Source organism: Candidatus Eremiobacteraceae bacterium (assembly GCA_035710745.1).
Taxonomy (GTDB): domain Bacteria; phylum Vulcanimicrobiota; class Vulcanimicrobiia; order Eremiobacterales; family Eremiobacteraceae; genus JANWLL01.
Genome location: DASTCX010000004.1, coordinates 288,781 through 311,762, shown reverse-complemented (window position 1 = coordinate 311,762; position 22,982 = coordinate 288,781). Strand labels below are relative to the sequence as shown.

General features: G+C 64.3%; 21 protein-coding genes. 9 read left to right on the top strand and 12 right to left on the bottom strand.

What is annotated here, in order from left to right:
- Positions 1 to 155: 155 nt before the first annotated feature.
- Genes VFO25_02530 through VFO25_02520 form a run of 3 tightly spaced genes read right to left on the bottom strand, consistent with a single transcriptional unit; the run spans position 156 to position 3,349 of the window.
- The gene (locus tag VFO25_02530) at positions 156 to 1,421 is read right to left on the bottom strand and encodes a Glu/Leu/Phe/Val dehydrogenase (protein ID HET9341779.1); all 1,266 of its coding nucleotides are present in this window, start codon (positions 1,419 to 1,421) and stop codon (positions 156 to 158) included.
- Positions 1,422 to 1,438: 17 nt separating this feature from the next.
- Entirely contained in the window at positions 1,439 to 2,530 is a 1,092-nt protein-coding gene (gene ychF / locus VFO25_02525) for a redox-regulated ATPase YchF (protein ID HET9341778.1), read from the bottom strand.
- A gap of 3 nt (positions 2,531 to 2,533) precedes the next feature.
- Positions 2,534 to 3,349, bottom strand: a complete 816-nt coding sequence (locus VFO25_02520) for a mechanosensitive ion channel domain-containing protein (GenBank protein ID HET9341777.1) — start codon at positions 3,347 to 3,349, stop codon at positions 2,534 to 2,536.
- Positions 3,350 to 3,469: 120 nt separating this feature from the next.
- On the opposite strand from VFO25_02520, the gene VFO25_02515 reads away from it, so the two are divergent.
- The 5 genes from VFO25_02515 to VFO25_02495 all read left to right on the top strand — a co-directional run bounded on the left by VFO25_02515 (position 3,470) and on the right by VFO25_02495 (position 7,750).
- Positions 3,470 to 3,946 carry a bifunctional nuclease family protein gene (locus VFO25_02515; protein ID HET9341776.1) on the top strand — a complete coding sequence of 159 codons (477 nt, stop codon included), beginning with the start codon at positions 3,470 to 3,472 and terminating at the stop codon, positions 3,944 to 3,946.
- A gap of 24 nt (positions 3,947 to 3,970) precedes the next feature.
- Positions 3,971 to 4,774, top strand: a complete 804-nt coding sequence (locus VFO25_02510; protein ID HET9341775.1) for an S-methyl-5'-thioadenosine phosphorylase — start codon at positions 3,971 to 3,973, stop codon at positions 4,772 to 4,774.
- Positions 4,774 to 5,886: an AAA family ATPase gene (locus VFO25_02505; GenBank protein ID HET9341774.1), complete on the top strand. Its 1,113-nt coding sequence runs from the start codon at positions 4,774 to 4,776 to the stop codon at positions 5,884 to 5,886. The genes VFO25_02510 and VFO25_02505 overlap by 1 nt, the downstream gene beginning before the upstream one ends.
- Complete coding sequence (locus VFO25_02500) at positions 5,870 to 7,045, top strand: threonine synthase (protein HET9341773.1); 1,176 nt, start codon at positions 5,870 to 5,872, stop codon at positions 7,043 to 7,045. The genes VFO25_02505 and VFO25_02500 overlap by 17 nt, the downstream gene beginning before the upstream one ends.
- Before the next feature lie 102 nt (positions 7,046 to 7,147).
- Positions 7,148 to 7,750, top strand: coding sequence for a hypothetical protein (locus tag VFO25_02495; GenBank protein ID HET9341772.1), 603 nt, complete (start codon positions 7,148 to 7,150; stop codon positions 7,748 to 7,750).
- A gap of 152 nt (positions 7,751 to 7,902) precedes the next feature.
- Here the strand turns inward: VFO25_02495 and VFO25_02490 are convergent, their stop codons facing one another.
- From VFO25_02490 to VFO25_02475, 4 genes are all read right to left on the bottom strand, one after another.
- Positions 7,903 to 10,503, bottom strand: a complete 2,601-nt coding sequence (locus VFO25_02490) for a zinc-dependent metalloprotease (GenBank protein ID HET9341771.1) — start codon at positions 10,501 to 10,503, stop codon at positions 7,903 to 7,905.
- A gap of 215 nt (positions 10,504 to 10,718) precedes the next feature.
- Positions 10,719 to 11,345, bottom strand: a complete 627-nt coding sequence (gene tmk / locus VFO25_02485) for a dTMP kinase (GenBank protein ID HET9341770.1) — start codon at positions 11,343 to 11,345, stop codon at positions 10,719 to 10,721.
- A complete protein-coding gene (locus VFO25_02480; protein HET9341769.1) occupies positions 11,342 to 12,949 on the bottom strand; it encodes a R3H domain-containing nucleic acid-binding protein in 1,608 nt (535 codons plus the stop codon). The genes tmk and VFO25_02480 overlap by 4 nt, the downstream gene beginning before the upstream one ends.
- Positions 12,950 to 12,976: 27 nt before the next feature.
- Positions 12,977 to 14,467: an aminotransferase class I/II-fold pyridoxal phosphate-dependent enzyme gene (locus tag VFO25_02475; GenBank protein ID HET9341768.1), complete on the bottom strand. Its 1,491-nt coding sequence runs from the start codon at positions 14,465 to 14,467 to the stop codon at positions 12,977 to 12,979.
- Positions 14,468 to 14,676: 209 nt separating this feature from the next.
- On the opposite strand from VFO25_02475, the gene VFO25_02470 reads away from it, so the two are divergent.
- On the top strand, positions 14,677 to 15,642 hold the full coding sequence (locus VFO25_02470) for an NAD(P)H-quinone oxidoreductase (GenBank protein ID HET9341767.1): 966 nt from the start codon (positions 14,677 to 14,679) through the stop codon (positions 15,640 to 15,642).
- Between the two features lie 54 nt (positions 15,643 to 15,696).
- The gene (locus tag VFO25_02465; protein ID HET9341766.1) at positions 15,697 to 16,497 is read left to right on the top strand and encodes a methyltransferase domain-containing protein; all 801 of its coding nucleotides are present in this window, start codon (positions 15,697 to 15,699) and stop codon (positions 16,495 to 16,497) included.
- A gap of 619 nt (positions 16,498 to 17,116) precedes the next feature.
- Here VFO25_02465 and VFO25_02460 read toward each other — a convergent pair.
- The 5 genes from VFO25_02460 to VFO25_02440 form a co-directional block, all read right to left on the bottom strand.
- Positions 17,117 to 17,647 (bottom strand): HNH endonuclease, encoded by a 531-nt coding sequence (locus tag VFO25_02460; protein ID HET9341765.1) that lies wholly within the window; start codon positions 17,645 to 17,647, stop codon positions 17,117 to 17,119.
- Positions 17,647 to 17,904, bottom strand: coding sequence for a DUF1844 domain-containing protein (locus tag VFO25_02455; GenBank protein ID HET9341764.1), 258 nt, complete (start codon positions 17,902 to 17,904; stop codon positions 17,647 to 17,649). Before VFO25_02455 ends, VFO25_02460 begins: the two co-directional genes overlap by 1 nt.
- A gap of 97 nt (positions 17,905 to 18,001) precedes the next feature.
- Positions 18,002 to 18,601: a pyridoxal 5'-phosphate synthase glutaminase subunit PdxT gene (pdxT, locus tag VFO25_02450; GenBank protein ID HET9341763.1), complete on the bottom strand. Its 600-nt coding sequence runs from the start codon at positions 18,599 to 18,601 to the stop codon at positions 18,002 to 18,004.
- A 107-nt stretch (positions 18,602 to 18,708) separates the two neighbouring features.
- Positions 18,709 to 19,617 carry a pyridoxal 5'-phosphate synthase lyase subunit PdxS gene (pdxS, locus tag VFO25_02445; protein ID HET9341762.1) on the bottom strand — a complete coding sequence of 303 codons (909 nt, stop codon included), beginning with the start codon at positions 19,615 to 19,617 and terminating at the stop codon, positions 18,709 to 18,711.
- Positions 19,618 to 20,006: 389 nt separating this feature from the next.
- Positions 20,007 to 21,134, bottom strand: coding sequence for a type IV pilus twitching motility protein PilT (locus VFO25_02440; protein ID HET9341761.1), 1,128 nt, complete (start codon positions 21,132 to 21,134; stop codon positions 20,007 to 20,009).
- A 147-nt stretch (positions 21,135 to 21,281) separates the two neighbouring features.
- Between VFO25_02440 and ispE the strand changes: the two genes are divergently transcribed.
- Entirely contained in the window at positions 21,282 to 22,166 is an 885-nt protein-coding gene (gene ispE, locus VFO25_02435) for a 4-(cytidine 5'-diphospho)-2-C-methyl-D-erythritol kinase (GenBank protein ID HET9341760.1), read from the top strand.
- 7 nt (positions 22,167 to 22,173) lie between these two features.
- Positions 22,174 to 22,947: a nucleotidyltransferase family protein gene (locus tag VFO25_02430; GenBank protein ID HET9341759.1), complete on the top strand. Its 774-nt coding sequence runs from the start codon at positions 22,174 to 22,176 to the stop codon at positions 22,945 to 22,947.
- The last annotated feature ends 35 nt before the right edge of the window (positions 22,948 to 22,982 follow it).

The window sequence follows — 22,982 nt, the reverse complement described above, 5'->3', positions numbered from 1 at the left end:
ACGATCATCTACAACTTCGCGAACTTCTACAACACCCAGCGACCGCACAAAGCGCTCAACGGGAAGGCACCCCTGCACAAGCTCGCGCAGGCTCGCAAAGTGTAGCGTAGCTGTGTAGACCCTACACTAAAGCTCGACCGCTACATTTTTCGCGCTTACGCGTAGATGCCGCGGGTCATGTACGCGTCGACGACGCGCTTGATCGCGACGACGTACGCCGCCCCGCGAAGCGTCGTGCCGTACTCTTTGCCCGTATCCCACACGACATCGAAATTCTCGCGCAGCAGATCGCGCAAGCGGTCATTGACCTCTTTCTCGCGCCAGTAGTAGCCCATCCGGTTCTGCACCCACTCGAAGTACGACACGGTGACGCCGCCGGCGTTCGCGAGGATGTCCGGAATGACGGTGATGCCGCCCTCGGACAGCAGCGCGTCCGCTTCGGGCGTCGTCGGACCGTTCGCACCTTCCGCGATGAGACTCGCCTTGATCTTGCGCGCGTTCTTCTCCGTCAGCTGGTTCTCGAGCGCGGCGGGGACGAGTATGTCGCAGTCGAGCTCGAGCAGCTGCGCGTTGCTCACGCGGTCGGCGGCAAAACCGTCGAGCGTTCGATGCGCGCTCTTGCGCGCGTGCTCGATCGCAGCGGCGATGTCTATGCCCTTCGGGTTGTGATAGCCGCCCGTCACGTCGCTGATGCCGACGATCTTCGCACCGGCGTCGCTCAGCAGCTTCGCGCTGATCGACCCGACGTTGCCGAAGCCTTGGACGACGACGCGCATTCCTTTGAGCGACTTGTTCATCTTCTCGAGCGCGGCTTCGATCGCGATCATGACACCCCGGCCGGTCGCCTCGACGCGACCTCGCGAGCCGCCGACGTTGAGCGGCTTGCCGGTGACGACGCCGGGCGTGTGCGCGCGTAGATGCATCGAAACGGTGTCCATGACCCACGCCATCGTCTGAGCATTCGTGTTGACGTCGGGTGCGGGAACGTCTTTGTCCGGACCTATGATCTCGATGAGGTCGGCTGCGTAGCGGCGCGTCAGCCGTTCGAGTTCGCCGGGCGAAAGCACGTTCGGATCGCACGTGACGCCGCCTTTGCCGCCGCCGAACGGCAGATCGACGACCGCGCACTTCCAGGTCATCCAGAAGGCGAGCGCGGTCACCTCGTCGAGCGTCACGTTCGGATGATAGCGGATGCCGCCTTTGGCAGGTCCGCGCGCAGAACTGTACTGGACGCGATAGCCCGTGTAGACTTCGAACTCGCCGTTGTCGCGGGCGAACGGTATCGAGATGATCACTTGGCGAGACGGGTGCGTCAGGATCCGATACATGCTCGACGTGAGGTTGAGCCGCTGCGCGGCCGCGTCGAAGAAGTGCATCGCCTCGCCGAAGACGGATGAATCAGGGTGGTGGCTGCTTGGCATGGATAAGATCCTTGCGTTCAGACGTTGAAGCGGAAGTTCACGACGTCGCCTTCCTGCATGACGTAGTCTCGGCCCTCGACGCGCAGGAGCCCTGCATCGCGCACCGCCTGCAGGCTGCGAAGCCGCGCGAGGTCGTCGTACGACGCGATCTCGGCGCGGATAAAGCCGCGTTCTATGTCGCTGTGGATCGTGCCGGCGGCCTGAGGCGCTTTCGTGCCGCGCCCGATCGTCCAGGCGCGCGCCTCTTTCTCGCCCGCGGTGAGAAAGGTCATGAGATCGAGCAATGTATACGCGGCGACGATGAGCCGGTCGAGACCGCTCGACTCGATGCCGAGCTCGGCGGCAAAAGCCGCGGCCTCACCCGGCGGAAGCGCTGCCAGTTCGGCTTCGAGCTTCGCACACAACTCGACGCATTCGGCGCCTTCGCGCTTCGCGTATTCGCGCACGGCGAGAACACGCGCGTTCGATCCGGCGGACCCGATCTCGTCGACGTTCGCGACGTAAAGCAGCGGTTTTGCGGTGAGTAAAGCCAGTTCCTTTGAGAGGGACACCGCAAGAGTTGAGTCGGAAACGTTACGCGCCGCCTCTCCTTTATCCAGCGCAGCGGCGATGCGTTCGAGCGCTTCGACTTCTTTCGCGAGCGCGGGATCGGATTTGGCTTTCGGCCTCGACTTCTCAAGCCGGCGCTCGACGACGGAAAGATCGGCGAGCGCGAGCTCGACGCGAATCGTCTCGATGTCGCGGAGCGGATCGGGGTGCGCATCGACGTGGACGACGTCGGCGTCTTCGAAACAGCGGACCACCATCGCGATCGCGTCGACCTCTCGCACGTGCGAAAGGAACGCATTGCCGAGGCCCTCGCCTTTGCTCGCTCCGCGCACGAGCCCGGCGATGTCGACGAAGGTCGTCGTCGCGGGCACGATGCGTTTGCTCGCGAAGACGTCGGCGAGCACGTCGAGCCGGCGATCGGGCACGGGCACGATGCCGACGTTCGGCTCGATCGTGCAGAACGGGTAGTTGCTCGCGGCGACGCTCGCGCGCGTTATCGCGTTGAACAGCGTCGACTTGCCGACGTTCGGCAGCCCTACGATTCCGCATGCGAGCGACATCGTTCAGTCCGCCTGCGCGCCGCCGGGGAGCCACCCCTCGGCCTGAAGGCGTGCGGCGAGCAGGACGCGGAGGTTCGAACGTTCGAGATCCTCGTCGCCTTCGGCGGAGCGCAAGTCGACGCGAAAGGTCGCGAGTTCGGCGGTGCTGTCCGCGAGCGCGACCGAGATATGCGCGTCGCCGATGCCGGCTTTGTCGGCTATCTCCTTCGCGTGCTCCTCGATCCGCTCGCGCATCGCGCCAGCGTCACCTTTCCACGGCACCGTGATGGTGAAGCTGGCGACGTTCGGCAAGCGGCTCGCATTCGTCACGAGGGCGATGTTGCCGTTCGGGATGATGACGAAGCGGCCGCGACGGTCGACGATGCGCGTCGTCCGCAAGCCCATCGCGTCGACCCTGCCCTTGACCGTCTGGCCGCCGTTGGTCACGAGTTCGACGCGGTCGCCCACGTCGTACTGGTCCTCGAAGAGGAAGAAAAATCCGGTGACGATGTCGCGCACGAGGTTCTGCGACCCGAACGCGAGCGCCGCGGTGACGAAGCCGGCCGACCACACGGCGGGCGTCACGTTCACCGACCAGATGTTGAGCAGCGTCAGCGCGCCGGCGACGACGACGATGAGCCCGACGATCGATTTCGAGAGCGTCAGGAACGTCGCGATGCGCGGCATGTGCGACGATATGAAGCGCCGCTCGTAGAAGCGGTCGATGAGCGTGATGGCGACGCGCCATACGACGATCGCCACCAACAGCGCGATGACCGTCGCTTCGATATGTCCGGCAAGCGCGCGCACGTCCGGGCGGTCGAGCGGCTGTGTGATCACACGAAATCGTAGGAGAATCACACGTAGAAAACCTGCGGCCGACGTGCGCGACACGCGATAGGAACCGAACACGACAGCGCGAAGCTGGCTTCCTCGCTGGGCGCTGGCGGAGCTTGAACGATGCGGCAGATGAAGGTGGACAAACTGGGCATCGATTTGCTCACGCACGATCCCGTCGTCATCCTCAAAGACATGGACGGCAAGCGCTATCTGCCGATCCTCATCGGGCCGTTCGAGGCGACGGCGATCGCGCTCGCGCTCGAAGGCCAGCCCGTGCCGCGCCCGCTATCGCACGACCTCATGAAGTCGATCATCGACGGCCTCAACGCCAAGCTGACGAAGATCATCATCCACGACATCAAGGACAGCACGTTCTACGCGAAGCTCGTCCTCGAACTCGGCGGCGAAGATCAGGAGATCGACGCCCGGCCGAGCGACTGCATCGCCCTCGCGTTACGCACGAACGCGCCCATCTACGTCACCGACAAGATCGCCCTCGAAGAGTCGGTGTACGATAAGAAGGCCGAGGAAGAAGAGATGCAGCGCTTCCGCAAGTACATCGAAAGCCTCAAGCCGAGCGACTTCAAGGAATCCTAAGCCCGGACCGACCATTACGCCACGGTGAGCAATAGCGCGGAGATCGGGGTCTTCGGAGGCTCCGGGTTCTACTCGTTCGTCGAAGGCCTGCACGAGGTGAAGGTCGAGACGCCGTACGGACCGCCGAGCGATCTCGTGGCGCTCGGCGAAGTCGGCGGCCGGCGCGTCGCGTTCTTGCCGCGTCACGGCAAGTCGCACGGACTGCCGCCGCACATGATCAATTATCGCGCGAACGCATGGGCGATGAAGTCGCTCGGCGTCACGCGCATCCTCGGGCCGTCCGCGGCCGGCTCGCTCAAGGCGTCGGTGAAGCCGGGCGACTTCGTCGTCTCCGATCAGCTCGTCGATCGCACGACCGGGCGCAAGGACACGTTCTACGACGGGCCTATCACGACGCACGTCTCGTTCGCACACCCGTATTGTCCGCAACTGCGGGCGCTCGCGATCGCGACGATCAAGCAGCGCGGCATCATCGTGCACGAGCGCGGCACAGTCGTGACGATCCAAGGTCCGCGCTTCTCGACCGTCGCGGAGAGCCGCTGGTTCTCGTCCGCGGGTTGGGAAGTCATCAACATGACGCAGTACCCGGAGGCGTATCTCGCGCGCGAGCTCGAGATGTGCTACGCGAACATCGCGCTCATCACCGACTACGACGTCGGACTCGAAGGGCAATCGGGCGTCGAGCCGGTGACCAACGAATCGGTCATCGCGGTCTTCAACGCGAACAACGCGCGCGTCCGCGACGTTCTCAAGGCCATGATCGAAGGTATGCCGTCGGAGCGGACGTGCTCTTGCGGAACCGCGTTGCAGGGCGCGCGCTTCGGCTGATGCCGCGAAAGCCGCAAGCGGCCGCTGCGCTCGAGGCGCCGCCGCGGCCGGATCCGCCGATGCCTTTCGTCGGTCATGAAGCGATCGTGCATCAGTTCGAGCGCACCGGTCCCGGTGGGTTGGCGCATGCATACCTTTTCCACGGCCCGCGCGGCGTGGGCAAGACGACGTTCGCCCGGACGCTCGCGCTGACGCTCCACTGCGAGCGGCCGAAATCGTTCCCCCTCGGCTACGACGGCACGTGCGCCGCGTGTCATCGCGGCCTTGCGGGATCCTCCGGCGACACGCTGCTCGTCGATGACGCGTTCATCGCCTCGCTGGATCCGTCGTCCGAGCGCAAGGTGTCGGGCGTCAACATGGACGCGGCGCGCGAAGTCGTGCGCCTCATGCAGCTGCGCAGCTACGAGGGCGGGCGTCAGGTGTGCATCATCCCGCGCTTCGACGACATCACGTTCGATTACGTCTACAACACGTTCTTGAAGGAGCTCGAGGAGCCCGACGCCGGCAAGATCTTTCTCCTCACGTCCGATCGGCCGGAGCGCATCCTTCCGACGATCCGCTCGCGGACCTCGCAGATCCGCTTCGCCGGTCTCACCGAAGATGAGATCTCGTCGGCGCTCGTCGAGCGCTACGACGTCGCACCGAAACGTGCCGCGACGCTCGCACGCAAGGCGCAAGGCAGCCTCGGCGATGCCATCGCGATGCGCGACGAGGAAGGCGAAACGCTCGGCGAAATCACCCGCCGTTGGGCGCTCGCATGTCTTCGCACGCCGCGCGCGCTGCCGCCGATGCCGCCGCTTGGAAAAGACGACCCGCGCGGCGCGCTCGATTCGATCCTGCGTCATGCGCGCACCGCGTTGCGCGACTGCATGGCGTACGCGATCGCAGGCGAGAGCGCGACGTTCGATCGCGACGCATTAGCGGAATATAAGTCGACATCGGCGGCGCTCGGCCCGAACGCTGCCGCTATCGCCGCGGACGCGCTCGCGCTCGTTACAGAAGCCGAGAATATCGCGGTTACCAACGTATCGCCCGCCACCGTGCTCGGCTGGCTGCAGATCCAACTCCGATCGGTCGCGCTCGCCAGGACCGCAGATGGCGCGCGGCGCTGAGCGCTCGGCGCTTTCCCATCTCGAGTGCCCCAAGTGCTCCGCTCGGTCAGACGCCGACGTCATCGCGCAACTGTGTGCGTGCGGCTCGCCGTTGCTCGCGCGCTACGATCTCGAACGCGTGGCAAGCTCGACATCTCGTGACGCGATCGATGCTCGCGCCGATACGCTTTGGCGTTGGAGCGAGCTGTTGCCGGTGCGAGATGCGCACAATCGCGTGACGCTCGGCGAGCGGGCGACGCCGATCGTCGCGCTGCCCGATTACGGCGCGCGCACCGGCATCGCTGAGCTCGAGGTCAAGGACGAGGGCTTGCTGCCGACGGGAAGCTTCAAAGCTCGAGGTGCGGCGATCGGCATCTCACGAGCGCGCGAACTCGGCGTCCGCGCGTTCGCACTTCCGACGAACGGCAACGCCGGCGCGGCGTGGTCCGCTTACGGCAGGCGCGCCGGTATGGAAGCGTTCTTCGCGATGCCCAAGAGCGCGCCGCCGATCCATCGCTTCGAATGTCAGGCCGTCGGCGCGCACGTGACGCTTGTCGACGGACTCATCTCCGATGCCGGAAAGCTCGTCGCGCAGTGGGTGCGCGAACGCGGCCTCTACGACGCATCGACGCTAAAAGAGCCGTATAGGATCGAGGGCAAGAAGACGCTCGGCTTCGAGATCGCGCAGCAACACGGCTGGGGCGTTCCGGACGTCATTCTCTATCCGACCGGGGGCGGCGTCGGGCTCATCGGGATCGACAAGGCGCTTTCAGAGTTACGCGCGCTCGGCTGGATCGGCGAGCGTAAGCCCCGCATGGTCGCGGTGCAGGCCTCGGGCTGCGCGCCGATCGTCCGGGCTTGGGAAGCCAAAGAGCGGGCGTCGGTCATATGGGAAGATGCGCGGACTGCAGCGTTCGGCATCAACGTTCCGAAGGCGCTCGGTGATTTTCTCGTCCTCGACGCCATTTACTCGTCGGGCGGCCGCGCGATCGCAGTCGACGACGCTGCGATCGTCGCCGCGCGCGATGCGGTCGCGTCGAGCGACGGCGTGCTGCTCGGCCTCGAAGGCGCCGCGACGATTGCAGCGGCGAAGGTACTGCGCGAAAGCGGCTGGATCGCGGACGGCGAACGCGTCCTCGCGATCAACACCGGCTCAGCCTTCAAGGGCCGAATAGCGTAGGGAGCGGTCGCGATTCATCTCGACCGCCGCGGCCTCCCAACTTAGGAAATGTAGTAGGCCGAGCGAAGCTCGGCGGCAACTGGGGGCTTTTGAGACGCATTCATGGATTTTTCGCCGCCGCTGTGGTTTCCCGACCTTGCCTTCGCGACGTTCCGTCCAGCGCTGCCCCCCAAATTCAAGTGCGTCGAGCGAGCCGGAAGCCGCGTGCGCTTCGAGGCGGACCATCTATTCGTCAATATCTACATCGGCCAGATTTCGCACGTGATCTCAATCGAGTTCGGCCGGCTGTCTGAGCCTGGCGCTGTCTTCGATACGCAGCACCTCCTCGAATACACAAGTGCCCTGACCGGTCGAGCTACGACTTTGCGCGGCGCTTTCGGCGAAGCGGAAGCTCAGGCGGTCTTGGACCTACAAAGGTCATACTTCGACAAATACGGGGGCCGCATAGTCGCCGATGACACCGACTTCGTGGAGCGGATATCCAAAGCCGAAGCGGCTAAAAAGATGACGAGTTTCCGCGACCAGAGCTTGGACCAAGCGCTGCTTTTTGCGAAGTCCTATTGGAAGAAGGGCGAACTGTTCCGAGCGCTCTTTTTCTTGGCGCCATACCGAGAAGAGCTTACTGAACCCCTCAAGATGTTCTTCGAGTTGGCTTTTTCCTCGCTTACCGCTGAGCAACGGGATACCATCAGCAGCTGGCGATGACGCGCGAGGACTAGCCGAGCTGCGTTCGGCCTACTACATTACACCACCGCTATGCAAGGGCCGCGGCGGTCGACCGTAAAGGTCGACCGCTCCATCCATTTTCGAGAGGCCGCGGCGGTCGAGATAAATCTCGACCGCTCCCCAGCCTTGTGCTAGCTGCCGGTACTGAGGACTTGACGGGCGTCGAGGGTTTGCGTTGCGAGATCGGATAGCGCCTCGAGATGCGCACGCGTCACGGCGTCGAGCTTCGGCGACTTGAGCGCCGTCACGGCGTCGCTTTGCATCGACTTCAGTTCCGCGCGTGCGAGCGATTGGGCGTCGTACGGCGTGCCGTCGGCCGGATGGAGCACCATCTGCGCCAGCATCCGCGCATAGGTCTGCTGAAGGTTGCGATGGATCTCGCCGATCGAGCTCAACCCCTTAGTCTGCATGTCGCCGAACGCGCTTTGCTGCATCCAGGAGAAGAGATCGGTTAGGCTCATCGTCGCGCCAGCCGGATATTTCATCGACAGATCGTCGAGCCGCTCGAGCATGAGCGGCTGGAACATGCGTTGCAGAATCCCGTCTTGATTCGCCAGCGCGATGTCGGAGATCGGCATGTCATGCCGCGGCTGCGGCGCGTACGCCCATACCGGCTGTGGGAAGTCCGTCACCCACTCGGTGTAGACGAGTTTGCGGAGCAGCGACGGCGAATAATCCCACGCCTGGTCCGAGAACAAATAGCGGTCAAGCAGACCGAACGCGCGCTGCTCGTCGGAACGGCGGACGTTCGAAAGCGGAACGCCGTTGAAGCCGGGATCGCCGACGTGCGAACGGTTGACGTATTCGCCCCCGATGTAGTGCTCGACCATATAGATGCACGTCGTGTCGTGGCCGAGGATATCGCCGAACGCGGTGCGCGCCGAGTCGAACGCCTGCCCCGATGATGGGTAACGCTGCGCGACCGTGCTCATGATCTTCGCCGCCAGCTGCATCTGCGTGCCGCACCAGCCGAGGTTGTCGTTCGTCAGATCCCAGTGGCTGACGCGCGGGTCGATCGCGTGCGCGTCGAAGTACGACACGTCTTCGTCCATCGCGAACGAATAGCGCGGATTCGACCACACCGACGCCCACCGCTTCAGTGTCGGCACTTCGTCTTGCGGAGTCTTCGCACCGGGGATGTGCGCGTAGCCCCAATGGATGACGTAGTAGTCGTACGGGCCGAGCGTCGTCTGCCAGTAGTCGCCTTGCGGCGTGCCCTTCGGCCAGATGTTGAGTGGCGAATACTCCATGACCGAGCTCGTGACGCCGTATCGCGACGTAAAGGCCTTGCTCTGCAGATCTTTAGCCGTATACGCCTCCGAGCCGATGAAGTTGTGCTGCAAGCCCATCTCGTGCCCTGACTCGTGGAGCACGATCGAGAGCAAGAATTGCTGGTCGAACGCGTTTTGCTGGGCGGGCGTGCTCATCAGCCCCATCTCGGCAAGCGCCGTGCGACCGAACGCCGCCTGCAAGCGCATGCCGCGTCCGTATGCCGCCTCGGTCCTCGCCTGCGCGCCATCGACCCGTGCCGGATCCGCGTAGTCGCGCCAGTCGACGTACGAGTTCGTCATGAGGTCCGAATCGAGAACGATGCCGGTATGGATGAGCTCGCCGGTCCTCGGATCCCAAACCGAACCCGCCTGCGCGAAACCGCCGCTGTTCGACTCCGTCAGCCAGCGCACGACGTTGTGCCGGATGTCGTCCGGATCCCAACTGGGATCGTCCGGTTGATCCTTCACTTGGATAGCACCGAGGATTCCGGCCGCCGTAAATGCCTTGTTCCATTGAAGGAGCGCGCTGCGGACCGTGTCGTGGTAGCGCGCCGGGATCGTGTTGCTCAGATACAGCACCATCGGGTGCGTCGCTTGCGACGGCCTCGTCGGATCGGCCGGCGCGAAGTTCCAGCGCATGATGTAGCGCACTTGGCGCCCGTCGACCGCGTCGTTGCCGTATTGGAGCTGGATGTTCGGATAGAAGCCGACGCGCTCGTCCGCGATGCGCGGCACGTAACCGTCGTCGGGCGCGGCTGCGATGTTGTAGTCGAGCTTCAGCTGGATGCTCCGCGGGTCGGGCACGTTGTCGACCGACGACGGCGGCTGCAGCGAAGCGAACGTCTGATCGACCTCGATGATGTCGTTGTCCGCAAACGCCTTCGTCGGGCCGAAATACGTGCGATCGGAGTCGAGCCCGTACTTAGCCTGCGGATCGGTGATGCCGATCGAGAAGTTGATGCCGTCGGTGAAGTCGCTCAGGTCGCCGAGAAGCGGCGATGCATCGAAGACGATGTGCTGGCCCGTGGCGTCCTCGGCGACGATCGGCGCCACCGCGGCGACGGACGCCGCGAACGTCGCATCGATAGCGCGTTGCGCGGCCGCGTTCGCCGGCGCGACGAACGACGTGTTCGGCCAGGTGATCGAGATCTTGTCGTCCTCGCGCGAGAACCGGATGACGCGCGCGAGGTCGAAGTACGGATTGCCCGGCGTGATATCCCAGCCGCCGAGACCGCTCACCGGCAGCGCCTGTTCGATGAAGTCCTTGTCGAGCTGAGCGCTCGAGGCTTCGAGGTAGACCTTCCCGCCGTCGCGCCAAATCGTGAACAGGCCGAGTTGCGGCGTCTTGCCCGCGATCCACTTCGTGTAGTCGGCGGGTGCGTTGTCATCGGCGCGGGCGGTGCAGGCGAGCGCAAACGTCGCGAGCAACGCCAAAATCAACGAAGTCGAAAATCGACGCATGTGTGGTCTCCTCGATGCAATGATAGCCGACCGGACCCCTGTCCGGCTCACCGACGGCATTTAAATGGCAACGGTGTGATGCCTGCGAGCAAATCGCGGCCTCGCACGCGGCTCGGTCCGGATTCCACGGCGGCAACCTAAAAGCGCACGCAAACTATAGAATAGCTAGGCCGCGGCGGTCGAGATAAATCTCGACCGCTCCCTTTCCTCAATGGTCAGCGTTTCCAGCGGGCGATGACCTGCTGGCGCAGCTCGACCGCGATCTCGTCTTCCGGGCGGCGCCCATCGACGACGATGAAGCGGTGCGGCGCCGCCGCCGCAAGCTCGCGATAGCCGAGCGCGACCCGCTCGTGAAAATCGATCGATTCTTGCTCGAGGCGATCGGCAAAGCCGAGCCTGCCGCGGATGCGCTCTTGCGACACGCGAACGGGGACGTCGAGCAAGAACGTCAGGTCCGGCTCGATTCCGCGCGCTGCGAACATCGTGAGACGGACGAGCGTGTCGACGGGTAACCCGCGGCCGTAGCCTTGGTAGGCGATCGTCGCATCCCAGAAGCGATCGCAGACGACGAGCCGGTTCTCGCGCAGCGCCGGCTCGATGACCTTGTCGACGAGTTCCGCGCGCGATGCGGAGAGGATGAGCGCCTCGGCTTCCGCCGACATCTGATGTAGCGGATCGATGAGCAGCGTCCGGAGCTTCTCGCCGAGCGGCGTGCCGCCAGGTTCGCGCGTGAACACGAACGGGATGTTCGTGTTCGACAGGTATTCGTGAAGGAGCCGGACCTGCGTCGACTTGCCTGCGCCCTCGACGCCTTCGAAGGTGACGAAGAGCCCGCCGTCTATTGGGCGGGCTCCTTGAAGACGCGAACGCGCCGGTTCGGCTCGGTGCCGGTCGAGCGCGATTCGAGGCGGTACTTCTCGGCGAGCTGATGCTGGAGCCGTCGGATGTACGACGACTGCGGCGACAGCTCGACCGGTTTGTGATGGAGCATCACTTTGTAGACCGCTTCCTCGGCTTCGCGGAGCGCGAGCTCCTCTTCGTCGACCGACGGCAAGTCGTAGAGGTCTTTCAGACACGATTGGATCTGCGCCGTCGTGTTCGTCTTCAGCGCATAGATCGGGATGTTCTGCGCGGCGATCTCGCGCAGCTTGCCGCTGTCGCGGCGTTCGAGCGCTTTGAGCGTGAGGACGACGTCGGCATCGTCCCACTTGCGCGCGATCATCGCGGGCACCCGTAGGCTGCCGATAGCACGCTCGATCTTGCTGCGGCTGACGCCGTACGGGAAGATGCGTACGATCTCGGATTGTTGATCGTCGTCGGCGTCCGGATCGTCGATCGACGCGGCGTGACGTTCGAAGACATCGCGATCCCGATCGCGGACCCGATCGCGCGTCGGCGTGTAGCGCGTCTGCACGGTCTGCGCTTCGGCCTCTTGCACGACCTCGACGCCGCCCTTGGCGTTGCGGACTCGGACCTCGGGCCGCGGCTCGTGGCCGCGCAGCAAAGCGTCGACGACGTCGGCGACCGGCGCGTGGAGCGCGAGCCGGTTGCGGTCCTGGATCTCGATCAGGACGTCGAACGTCGGTGGCGCTTTCCGCTCGAGCACGGTCTTGCGCGTGCCGCGCCGCTTCGCTTCCTCGTCCGAGAGCGTCACCGGTCCGATGCCGCCGACGAGATCGGAGAGCGTCGGGTTGACGAGCAGGTTGTCGAGATCGATGCCGTGCGCGGTGCCGATGAGCTGTACGCCGCGCTCGGCGATCGTCCGCGCCGCTAGCGCTTCGGCTTCGGTGCCGATCTCGTCGATGACGATGACTTCGGGCATGTGGTTCTCGACCGCTTCGATCATGACCGCATGCTGGTTGATCGGGACGTCCACTTGGAGCCGGCGTGCGTGGCCGATGCCTGCGTGCGGCACGTCGCCGTCGCCGGCGATCTCATTGCTCGTGTCGACGATGACGACGCGCTTGCGAAGATCCCCCGAAAGCACGCGCGCGACTTCACGCAGCATCGTCGTCTTGCCGACGCCGGGCTTGCCGAGGAGTAGGATCGACTTGCCGGCGCGCACGACGTCGAGGATGATATCGATCGTACCGTAGACCGCGCGCCCGACGCGGCACGTGAGGCCGATGATCTTTCCGCTCCGGTTGCGCAGACATGAGATGCGGTGGAGCGTCTGCTCGATGCCCGCGCGGTTGTCTTTACCGAACTCGCCGACTTTCGCGACGACCGCGGCGATGTCGTCGGCGGTCACGGGCGTCTGCGCGAGATAGCAATAGTCGTTCGGGAAGCGCGCTTCGGGAAGACGCCCGAGATCGAGGATGACTTCGATGAGATCGTGGAGGTTCGGGAGGTGGACGAGCGCTTGTCGGATGGCGGGAGGGAAGATGTCGAGCAGGGCGTCGAGTTCCCATTCGCCCGACGGTATCTGGGCTAGGTCCTCTTTCAAGTAGTCACCTCATGTGACGCGGGCCGATCACGGAAGCACCCGGATCATGCCCAGTTTCTTGTCCACGGGCCCTTGGATGTGGACGCCGGCTTTGAGCTCCAACCGGAGATATTCGATCGTCTCTTGCGTGATCCGTTCCCCCGGACAGAGGATCGGGATTCCTGGGGGGTACGGCGTTACCACCTCCGCACAAACGCGCCCAGCGCTTTTCTTGAACGGGACTTCGACGTAATCGCGCAGGAACGCCTCCCGTGGAGTCACGACGAGTTCGGGTATCGGCGGGATCTTATACGAACCTCGCTTGAGCCGTTTCTCGAGGACGCCCGTCGGCGAATAGATGTCGATAGGGCGGTCCTCACGCGCGAGCTCTTGCACCGCATTGACCAGCGCGTCGGTCGATTCTTTCGTATCGCCGAGCGTCACGAGCGCGACGACGTTGAAGAGGTCGGCGAGCTCGACCTGGACGTTGTAGCGCAAACGCAGGATGCGCTCGGCTTCATATCCGGTATAACCGAGATCCTTGACGGTGATGACGATGCGCGTCTCGTCGTATCCCGCGACGCCGGGCTTGCCGATCTGATCCGGTCCCATGCAGTAAACGCCGGGGATCTCGTTGAGGCGCCGGCGGACGTCGCGCGCAAGCGCAAGCGCACCGGCAAGCAGCGCTTTGCCTTCGGTCGCCATCTGCATGCGGCAGACGTCGAGCGATGCGAGCAGGACGAGCTGCGGGCTCGTGCTCTGGAAGATGCGCAGCGTGCTTCGCAAACGGCCTTGGTCGATGCGCGAGCCGACCGTATGGAGCATCGACGCCTGGCTCATGCCGGCGAGCAGTTTGTGGGTCGAGTTGACGCACGCGTCTGCGCCGACCGATGTCGCCGACGGCGGCAGCTCGGGGTGGAAATGGAGATGCGGCCCCCATGCCTCGTCGACGAGCAGCAGCTTGCCGCGCGCGTGGACGAGCTGCTCGATGGCCTTGAGGTCTGCGGTCGCGCCGTAATAGGTCGGGCTCGTCACGAAAACCGCTTTGACTTCCGGATGCTCCTCGAGCGAACGCTCGACGGTCTCGGCGGTCACCGCGTGGTCGACGTGGAGATCGTGGTCGACTTCGGGCGCCATGTAGATCGGGCGCGTCGCGCTCATGATGAGCGCACTCGTCGCCGACTTGTGGCTGTTGCGCGGAAGCAATACGGCGTCGTCAGGACGCAGCGAGGTCATGAGCATCGCCTGATTGCCGGCGGTCGACCCGTTGACCAGGAAGTACGAGTAGTCGGCGCCGTAGGCAAGCGCGGCGAGACGCATCGCTTCGAGGATCGGGCCTTCGGGCTGGTTGAGGTCGTCGAGGCCGCGGATCTGCGTCAGATCGATCGACAGGACGTTGTCGCCGATGAAGTCGCGCAGCCGCTTGTGCATGCCGGCGCCTTGCTTGTGGCCGGGCGTGTGGAACGAATGCGTGCCGGAATCGACGTAATCCCGGAGCGCGTCGAAATACGGGGTCTTGTGCTGGCTCAGACGAGGCACGGTCGGTGGTTCCTCACAGGGTCGCGAACGGAAATCGGAAATCGCGAGCCCGTGGGATTACCAGAACTCCCAGAAGTGGCGGCAGGCAGGGAGCAGACGTCGGCGTGCCATTACTGCGGTGTTTTTTTGAAGACGGACCGCTCGACCTTTACTATCACGGAATCGAGGATGTGGTATTCCGAGCGAAGCTCGGATGAGCGGGTGCTCGCATGAAGGCCCTGGTGATCACGCGACCTGGCGGTCCCGATGTGTTAGCGGTCGTCGATCGCCCGAAACCAGAACCTCGCGGCGATGAGATCCTCGTGCGCATCTTCGCTGCCGGCGTCAACCGAGCCGACCTCATGCAGCGAGAGGGCCGCTATCCCGCGCCGCCCGATTCCCCGCAGGACATCCCCGGCCTCGAATTCTCGGGCGTCGTCGACGCGATCGGACCGGGCGTCACCGCGCGAAAGGTAGGTCAACGTGTTTTCGGCCTCGTCGGCGGCGGTGCGCAGGCCGAGTACTTGCTCACGCGCGAGCACCTATCGATGCTCTTGCCCGATGCGGTCGCTGATATCGACGCCGGTGCGATCCCCGAAGCGTACGTCACCGCGCACGACGCGCTCTACACGCAGGGTGCGCTCGCGCGGGGCGAACGAGTTCTGATCCACGCCGTCGGCTCGGGTGTCGGTATCGCCGCGCTTCAGCTCGCAAAGGCCCGCGACTGCACGGTTTTCGGCACCTCGCGCACCGCCGATAAGCTCGAGAGAGCGACAGCGCTCGGTCTCGACGTCGCGATCGATCCTGCGGCGACGCCGTTCGATGAGATCGCTCGCGACATCGACGTCGTCATCGATTTCATCGGCGCACCCTACCTGGAGCAGAACCTCAAAGCGCTTCGGACGCGCGGTCGGCTCATCGTCGTCTCGACGCTCGGCGGAACCGCAGCTTCGCTGCCGTTGCGCACGCTCATGACGAAGCGCCTTCGCATCAACGGCACGATGCTTCGCGCTCGACCGTACGACGAGAAGGTCGAAGCGACGCGTGCTTTCGAGCGCGAGGGCGTTCCTCTGCTCGCAAACGGATCGATGCGCGTGCCTGTCGATGGCGTCTTCAAGTTGGAGGACGCCGCCGAGGCCCACGAGCGCATCGCCAAAGACCGGAACTTCGGCAAGCTCGTCTTCTCGCTCGTGTGAAGGCACGCAGCCGCAGCCTCGCAAAATGGCGGCGTCGTGTCGGATAGCAAGCGGATGACGTACTCGTTGGGCAACACCGATGCCGAGCACGAGCGGCTCGCGCGCCAGGCGGTGCTTTTCAATCCTTTGACCGAGCGTGTTTTCAGGAGCGCCGGCGTTGGGCCGGGCCAACGCGTGCTGGACCTCGGTTCAGGGGCCGGCGACGTCTCGCTGCTGCTCGCCGACATAGTGGGTCCGACCGGCGAAATCGTCGGGGTCGAAAGGAATGCCGACTCCATCGCACGTGCGCGCGAGCGCGTGCAGCGCGCGCACCTCACCAACGTGACTTTCCGCCAAGGCGACGTCGCAGATCTGCGCGATCTCAAATCGTTCGACGCCGCCGTCGGCCGCTGGATCTTGATGTTCGTCGCCGATCCGGCGCAGGTCGTTCGCGCGGTCGCACGTCTCGTGCGGCCGGGCGGAGCTATCGCTTTCCATGAAGTCTCGTGGGAGCTGTGCTTGAGCAAGCACGCGGACCTGCCGCTAAGCGGCGCCGCCGTACGGCTCATCACATCGACGTTCGTCAAGACCGGCGGTAACGTGGAGATGGGCTTTGGCTTGCCGCGCGTGTTTCAGGAAGCCGGGCTGCCGCGACCCTCGCTGCACATGGAAACGCTGACCGGCATGGAGGCAGCCTTCTGCGATTGGACGGCTGCCGTGCTCGTGAGCCTGCGGCCGCACATCGACGAAACGTCGTTGGCTGAGGTCGGGGATCTAGCGACGCTACCGGCGCGCATGTTCGCCGAGATGACTGAGGCCGATGCGGTCATCGCGTGGCCTTCGATGATCGGCGCTTGGTGCGTAAAGCCGGCGTGACGAAATACCGCTAAGGCAGGTAACTCGTGCGGCCTACTGACCGCCGATGGTCGCGCTGATAGATCGCGAATATCGTCAACCAGAAGCCAAGCGATGCCGCAACGGATGGCGGCGCCCAAGGACCTATCGCGGCATCTCCAACGATACCGAAAATAATAGCCGCGACGCACGCGACGCCTACGAGCTTCGCATCGATTTTCCTCGGCGCTAGAAAGAGGACGGCCGCCGGCAGATACATCGCGCCGAGTAGTGCACCCGTTCGAAGGGCCGCCGAAGCTATCTCGCGTTGCGCCTCGCTTGACGCTATCGCTGATGACCCGACCAAGGTCAACCCAATCGCCAACCCACAGAGAAAACCGAGCACTCCCCCGACGACGGCAAAACGGCCCAACGCGAAAAGCTTGACGAGAGTTGGGGGTAGCGGCTCCTGCGAGCGCACGTCAGTCGCCGCAGCAGTTGGCGACGAGGCGGTGGCAATCTGCGCAGAAGACTTTTGCGAGCTTGTTTATCATGCGCGTCGAACCGCAAGCGTAGCAGCGAAGCGACTCATCCGTCGGGGTGATTTGGCAAGACCGCGGCGGTCGCGATGGATCTCGACCGCTCCCAGGCTCTTCCGGTTTCAGGTTTCGATGCGCTCGTCGATCGACACGTCGTAGAGGAATAGGAACTTGTACCACTCGCCTGGCAGCGTGTGGCGCTTCACTTGGATCCACGGGATGTACTTCGGCGTGCGCGGCTTGCGCATCAGGTGCAGATTCGCGTCCTGCGGGGTCCGGTTGTTCTTCCGGTTGTTGCACATGAGACACGCGCAGACGAGGTTCTCCCACGTCGACGGACCGCCGGTGCTCTTCGGGATGACGTGGTCGACCGTCATCGGGCCTTCGCCCTTCGTGCCGCAGTACTGGCAGCGATAGTCGTCGCGCAAAAGGACGTTCTTCTTCGTCAGCGCGACTTGCTGGCGCGGACGGCGGATGTAGTAGAGCATGCGGATGATCGACGGCATGCGCATCTCGAACGTCGCGGCGCGCAGCAGCTTCTCGTGGTTGTGTAGGACCTCGGCCTTGCCGGCGAAGACGAGCTTCACCGCCCGCTGCAACGAGGTGACGTTGAGCGCTTCGTAGGTCGCATTGAGCACCAGGACATCGACCATTATCTACCAGACCGCTTCACGTATTCGACCTGCAGCTGAGTGAGCAGGCCCTCGAGTGCATGCCTTTCGTCGCGCGAAAGAGCTCTTCCCACGGCGCTCAGGAGGGCGTTCGCGGCATCGATCGCGATCCGCGCTTCTTCGAGATCGATGGTGCCTTCGGCCCTATCATCACCACCGACGTTCGGCACGCCCGCACCCACGTGATGCGCCGAGACCTCGACGAGCAGCGACAACATGCTGAACAGAAGGGTCCGCACTGGAGGCGGACCCTTCGATGATTCCACCGTTTCCGGCCGATCCGAAGTCTGCGCGGCCATACCGAAGCCTCCGTATTCGATGGTTCGGGCGACGGGCTCAGGCGCTCCTTTTCGCCGCGGCGACCATCTCGGAGAAGTAGCGGTGAACGCGGTGGTCTTCGGTCAACTCGGGATGGAATGAGGTCCCGAGGATTCGCTTCTGCCGCACCATGACGCCGTGACCGTCGAGCCGCGCGAGGATGCGCGCATCATCCCAAGCGCTCTCGATCCACGGTGCTCGGATGAAGATGCCGGGGAAAGGCTTGCCTTCGATGCCCGTGATATCGAGCGGAACCTCCGCGCTTTCGATCTGACGGCCGAATGCGTTGCGCTTCACTTCTATAGAAAGCAGGCCGAGCGTCGGCTGCGTCGAGCCTTGCACTTTTTTCGCGAGAACGATCATGCCCATGCACGTGCCCCATACCGGCATACCCGCCGCGACGCGTTTCTCGAGCGGCTTCGTGAGTCCGAAACGGCCGACCATCTCGCCGACCGTCGTCGATTCGCCGCCTGGGATGATGAGACCATCGATTTCGGCGAGGTCCTCAGGCGTCTTGACGCCGCGGCCTTCGACCTTGATCGCGAGAAGCGCATCGATGTGCTCTTCGACGTCGCCTTGGAGCGAGAGGACGCCGATCGTGAGATCTTCTTTCGCCATGCTATGGAAGGCCGCGGCGGTCGAGATAAATCTCGACCGCTCCCTTTTTATTTAGGCCGCGGCGGCCGAGATAAATCTCGACCGCTACCCTTTTGTTCAGATCGCCACTACCAGCCGCGCTCGGCCAGCAATTGATCCTTCGGGATCTGGCTGATCTCGAGACCCTGCATCGGCGCGCCGATCTCTTTGCTCACGTCGAGCACGACTTTCGGGTCGTCGAAGTAGTGCGTCGCGGAGACGATCGCTTTCGCCGTTTTCGCGGGATTCGCGCTCTTGAAGATGCCCGAGCCCACGAAGATGCCTTCGGATCCGAGCTGCATGCAGAGCGCCGCATCCGCCGGCGTCGCGACGCCGCCCGCGACGAACATCACGACCGGGAGTTTGCCGAGCTTTGCCACTTCGCGGACGACGTCGAGCGACGCGCCCAAATCGCGCGACACCGAAACGAGCTCTTCGGACGGCAGAACCGTCAGCCGTCGGATCTCGTCGGTCACTTGACGCAGGTGACGGATCGCTTCGACGATGTTACCCGAGCCGGCTTCGCCCTTCGTGCGGATCATCGCGGCGCCTTCGGAGATCCGCCGCAGCGCTTCGCCGAGGTTGCGAGCGCCGCACACGAACGGCACCGTGAACGGCTTCTTGTCGATGTGATACGACTCGTCGGCCGGCGTGAGCACTTCGCTCTCGTCGATGAAGTCGACGCCGAGCGATTCGAGTACTTGCGCCTCGACGAAGTGACCGATCCGCGCTTTGGCCATGACCGGAATCGTCACGACGTCCATGATGCGCTGGATGATCTCGATCGACGCCATCCGCGCGACGCCGCCTTCTTTGCGGATGTCGGCGGGGACGCGCTCGAGCGCCATGACCGCGACCGCACCGGCCTCTTGGGCGATGATCGCCTGCTCGGGCGTCGTGACGTCCATGATGACGCCGCCCTTGAGCATCTGCGCGAGACCGCGCTTGACCTTATCGGTGCCTTTTTGCTTATCTGGTTTCTCTGCTTTGTCTGCCATGCATCAAGGATAGCAGAAAAAAGCCGGCTCTCGAACCGGCTTGGAGACAATCGCGACACCCTACGGGCGGGACGTCAGCGTGGAGTCGGCTGTCCCGGCGCACCTGCGACGAACGGTCGGGCGCCCACGACCTCGGATTTTGTCGCCGAAACCGGCGGCGCTTGGGCGACGCTCTTGCCCACGACGCCATGCGCGAGGAGCTCGCCGCCGATCGCCTTCCCTAGCTGGACGGAAGAGAATAAAGCTATGGCGGCAGCGGCGAGCGCAACCGGCCAAAAAGCAAAACGGGATGTTTTGGAGTTCGTCATCGTACGCGGAACTTATCCCGCAATCGCGCTGGTACGAAACATCGAAGGCGGCCACCTTCGTGGGACGGACTACTCTATCGACTACCAGTTCGACAGTTCTTGCAGATCTGCGCCCGTCGTGACGTGGCCTTCGATCGCAAGACGGAATTCGGTCGGCTTATCGGCCTTCGAGAACGCTTCTTTCTCCGTCACGAGGCCGCTTTGGTACAGATCGAGCAGCGATTGCGTGAACGTCTGCATGCCGTCGAAGCGGCCGTTGACCATGAACTGGTACATATCGCCGAACTTGCCTTCGAGGATGAGGCTTCGGATCGTCGGCGTCGCGATGAGCACTTCGACCGCCGGAACACGGCCGGAGCCGTCGAGCCGCGCAAGCAAACGCTGAGAGATGATCGCGCGCAAGCTCGTCGACAGTTGGACGGTGAACTGTTTGCGGTTGCCTTCGGGCAGCGCGTCCATGATGCGTTCGAGCGCTTGGACCGTGTTCTGCGTGTGAAGCGTCGAGAGCACGAGGTGACCGGTCTCGGCCGCCGTCAGCGCCGTGATGATCGTCTCGGGATCACGCATCTCACCGATGAGGATGACGTCGGGATCCTGGCGCAGCGCTTGCTTGAGGGCGAGCGTGAACGATTCGGTATCGATGCCGACTTCGCGCTGCGAGATGATCGATTTCTTGTCGACGTGGATGTACTCGATCGGATCTTCGATCGTGACGATGTGCCGCTTCTGCGTCGCGTTGATGAAGTCGATCATCGATGCGAGCGTCGTCGACTTTCCGGTGCCGGTCGCGCCGGTGAGCAATATGATGCCGTCTTGCTGTTCGCACAGCTTACGGATGACCGGCGGGAGGCGCAGCTCATCGGTGCTGGGGATGTCGAGCCGAACCGTTCGGAACGCGGCGCTCACCGTGCCGCGCTGGAAGTACGCGTTGACGCGGAAACGGCCGTGACCGTGGAGACCGTACGCGTAGTCGAGCTCGTGCGTATCCATGAACTCTTGCTGCTGCGCGTGCGTCATCGACGAGAAGATGAGGTTCTCGCACTCGGGCAACGACAGCGGTTTGTCGCCGATCGGCGTCAGGATGCCGTGGACGCGCGCGATCGGCGGCGCGGCCGCCTTCAGATGAAGGTCGGACGCTCCCATCTCCACCATCTGGCGCAAAAGCGAGTCAAGGTCGAGTTGTTGTGGCCGGCTCGGCGCGATATCCACGGAAGACACCTTTCTGGGCGCGCGATGCCCCTAGGCTCGCCGCCTTTCTCCTATATATTATCGGCTCGACCACCCGGCGGACCAGGCTCGCCGCGGCCTCCCGCAGTGCCGGAGGACGGCCCAGCAACCCCTTTGAAGGCTGGCGCCATGGAGGCGGCTGCCCGCGGGTTCGCCGTTATGGCACGGGCGAAGTTCAACATTCGCCTCGAGATCGGCGCCAAGCGGCAGGACGGCTTTCACGCCCTCCGCTCGGTCGTCGCCGATCTCGCGGTCGGCGATGAGGTCCGGTTCGAGGGCTCGAGCGCGTTTTCGGTCGACTGCGACGACCCGGCCATCGACCTCGATGCCAACCTCGGATATGTGGCCGCGCTCAACCTAGACGTGGACCTCCCCGCCGTCGCGATCCACATAAAGAAGCACCTTCCGCAGCAGGCGGGCCTCGGCGGGGGCAGCGCGGATGCCGCCGCCGCCCTGCGCGGCCTCGCGCGGGTCGCAGCTGAAGCGGGTCGACCGATCGCGGCCGAGGCGCTCCTCGCGGCCGCTATCAAGGCGGGCTCCGACGTCGCCGCTTGCCTGTATCCGGGGCTCAAAGTCGTCGAAGGGCGCGGCGAGAAGGTCCGCCAGCTCGATTTCGGACCGCCGGCTTGGGGCGTGCTCCTACTCAAACCGAAAGGCGGCGTCGACACGAAGACCGGCTATCAATTGCTCGACGCTGCGCGCGTCGATTCGGCAGGGGACCTCGCCGACGACGACGCGATCGAGCGACTCGTCGCCGCGCTCGAGAGACGCGACTTCGCTTCGGCGTGCGCGCTCGCGCACAACGACTTTCAGAAACCTGTCGAGGCAGCGTATCCGACGATCGCGAGGACGCGCGAACGGATCGAAGCTGCGGGCGCGGCGGTGACGCTTCTCTGCGGCAGCGGGTCGTGCGTCGCCGGATTGTTCGAAACCGTCGACGCGGCGCGCACGGCCGCGATGCTTCTGACGATCGCCGAAGGCGAGTGGTCGTGCGTGACGAGCTTGACGGCGTGAGGAACGCATGAGCGACGACGCGCGCTTCGTCGCCGTCGCACTCGCCGGCGGCGTGCTCGAGCGCGATTTCCGCCGCGCGAACTACGCGGTCCCCAACAAGGCGTATCTTCCCGTCGGCGGCGTCACGATGCTCGAACGCGTTCTCCGGGCGCTCCGCGCCTCGGCGTCCGTCGGTCGCATCCGCTGCGTCACCCAACCGAACGCATTCGCAGCGGCGTTCGGGAACGACCGATCGTTCTGCGACGACGTCATCCCGCCGGGCACCGATCTCATCGACAGCATGCTCGCCGGTTTCGCCGGCTTGCCGCCGGCGCAGATGGTGCTCGTCGCTGCGACCGACATCCCGCTCGTAACCGCGCACGCGATCGACTCATTCGCCGCGACGGCGCGAACGCTCGATTGCGACCTCGGCTACGGCTGTATCCGGCGCGAGGCGCACATGGCCGCCTATCCGACCATCCGCCACACGTGGGTACGTCTGCGCGAGGGGACGTTCTGCGGCGGCGGCGGCAGCGTCATCCGGGCCGGTGCGGCGGTGCACATCGCCTCGATCCTCCGCGACTTCGCCGCCGCGCGCAAGTCGCCGCTACGGCTCGCATCCCTCTTCTCTCCGTTCCTCGTCGTGAGGACCGCGCTCGGACTCGTCGGCATCGCCGAACTCGAAAGACGGGCGAGCGAGTTGACCGGCGTCACGTGCCGTGCCATCCCCTCTGACGAGCCAGCACTCGGGGTGAACGTCGACCGCCTCGAAGACCTGCTCGCCGTAGCGCGGCTCGTTTAGAGCCGGGTTCGCGGACCGTCAGGCCGAAGCGCCGC

Excerpts from the sequence above, each read along its gene's own strand:
- VFO25_02515 (HET9341776.1), top strand. The coding sequence starts at position 3,470 with ATGCGGCAGATGAAGGTGGACAAACTGGGCATCGATTTGCTCACGCAC.
- pdxT (HET9341763.1), bottom strand. The coding sequence starts at position 18,601 with ATGGCGAAAGAAGATCTCACGATCGGCGTCCTCTCGCTCCAAGGCGAC.
- VFO25_02500 (HET9341773.1), top strand. The coding sequence starts at position 5,870 with ATGGCGCGCGGCGCTGAGCGCTCGGCGCTTTCCCATCTCGAGTGCCCC.
- VFO25_02465 (HET9341766.1), top strand. The coding sequence starts at position 15,697 with ATGACGTACTCGTTGGGCAACACCGATGCCGAGCACGAGCGGCTCGCG.
- VFO25_02505 (HET9341774.1), top strand. The coding sequence starts at position 4,774 with ATGCCGCGAAAGCCGCAAGCGGCCGCTGCGCTCGAGGCGCCGCCGCGG.
- ispE (HET9341760.1), top strand. The coding sequence starts at position 21,282 with ATGGAGGCGGCTGCCCGCGGGTTCGCCGTTATGGCACGGGCGAAGTTC.
- VFO25_02495 (HET9341772.1), top strand. The coding sequence starts at position 7,148 with ATGGATTTTTCGCCGCCGCTGTGGTTTCCCGACCTTGCCTTCGCGACG.
- ychF (HET9341778.1), bottom strand. The coding sequence starts at position 2,530 with ATGTCGCTCGCATGCGGAATCGTAGGGCTGCCGAACGTCGGCAAGTCG.
- VFO25_02460 (HET9341765.1), bottom strand. The coding sequence starts at position 17,647 with ATGGTCGATGTCCTGGTGCTCAATGCGACCTACGAAGCGCTCAACGTC.
- pdxS (HET9341762.1), bottom strand. The coding sequence starts at position 19,617 with ATGGCAGACAAAGCAGAGAAACCAGATAAGCAAAAAGGCACCGATAAG.
- VFO25_02490 (HET9341771.1), bottom strand. The coding sequence starts at position 10,503 with ATGCGTCGATTTTCGACTTCGTTGATTTTGGCGTTGCTCGCGACGTTT.
- VFO25_02530 (HET9341779.1), bottom strand. The coding sequence starts at position 1,421 with ATGCCAAGCAGCCACCACCCTGATTCATCCGTCTTCGGCGAGGCGATG.
- VFO25_02430 (HET9341759.1), top strand. The coding sequence starts at position 22,174 with ATGAGCGACGACGCGCGCTTCGTCGCCGTCGCACTCGCCGGCGGCGTG.
- VFO25_02470 (HET9341767.1), top strand. The coding sequence starts at position 14,677 with ATGAAGGCCCTGGTGATCACGCGACCTGGCGGTCCCGATGTGTTAGCG.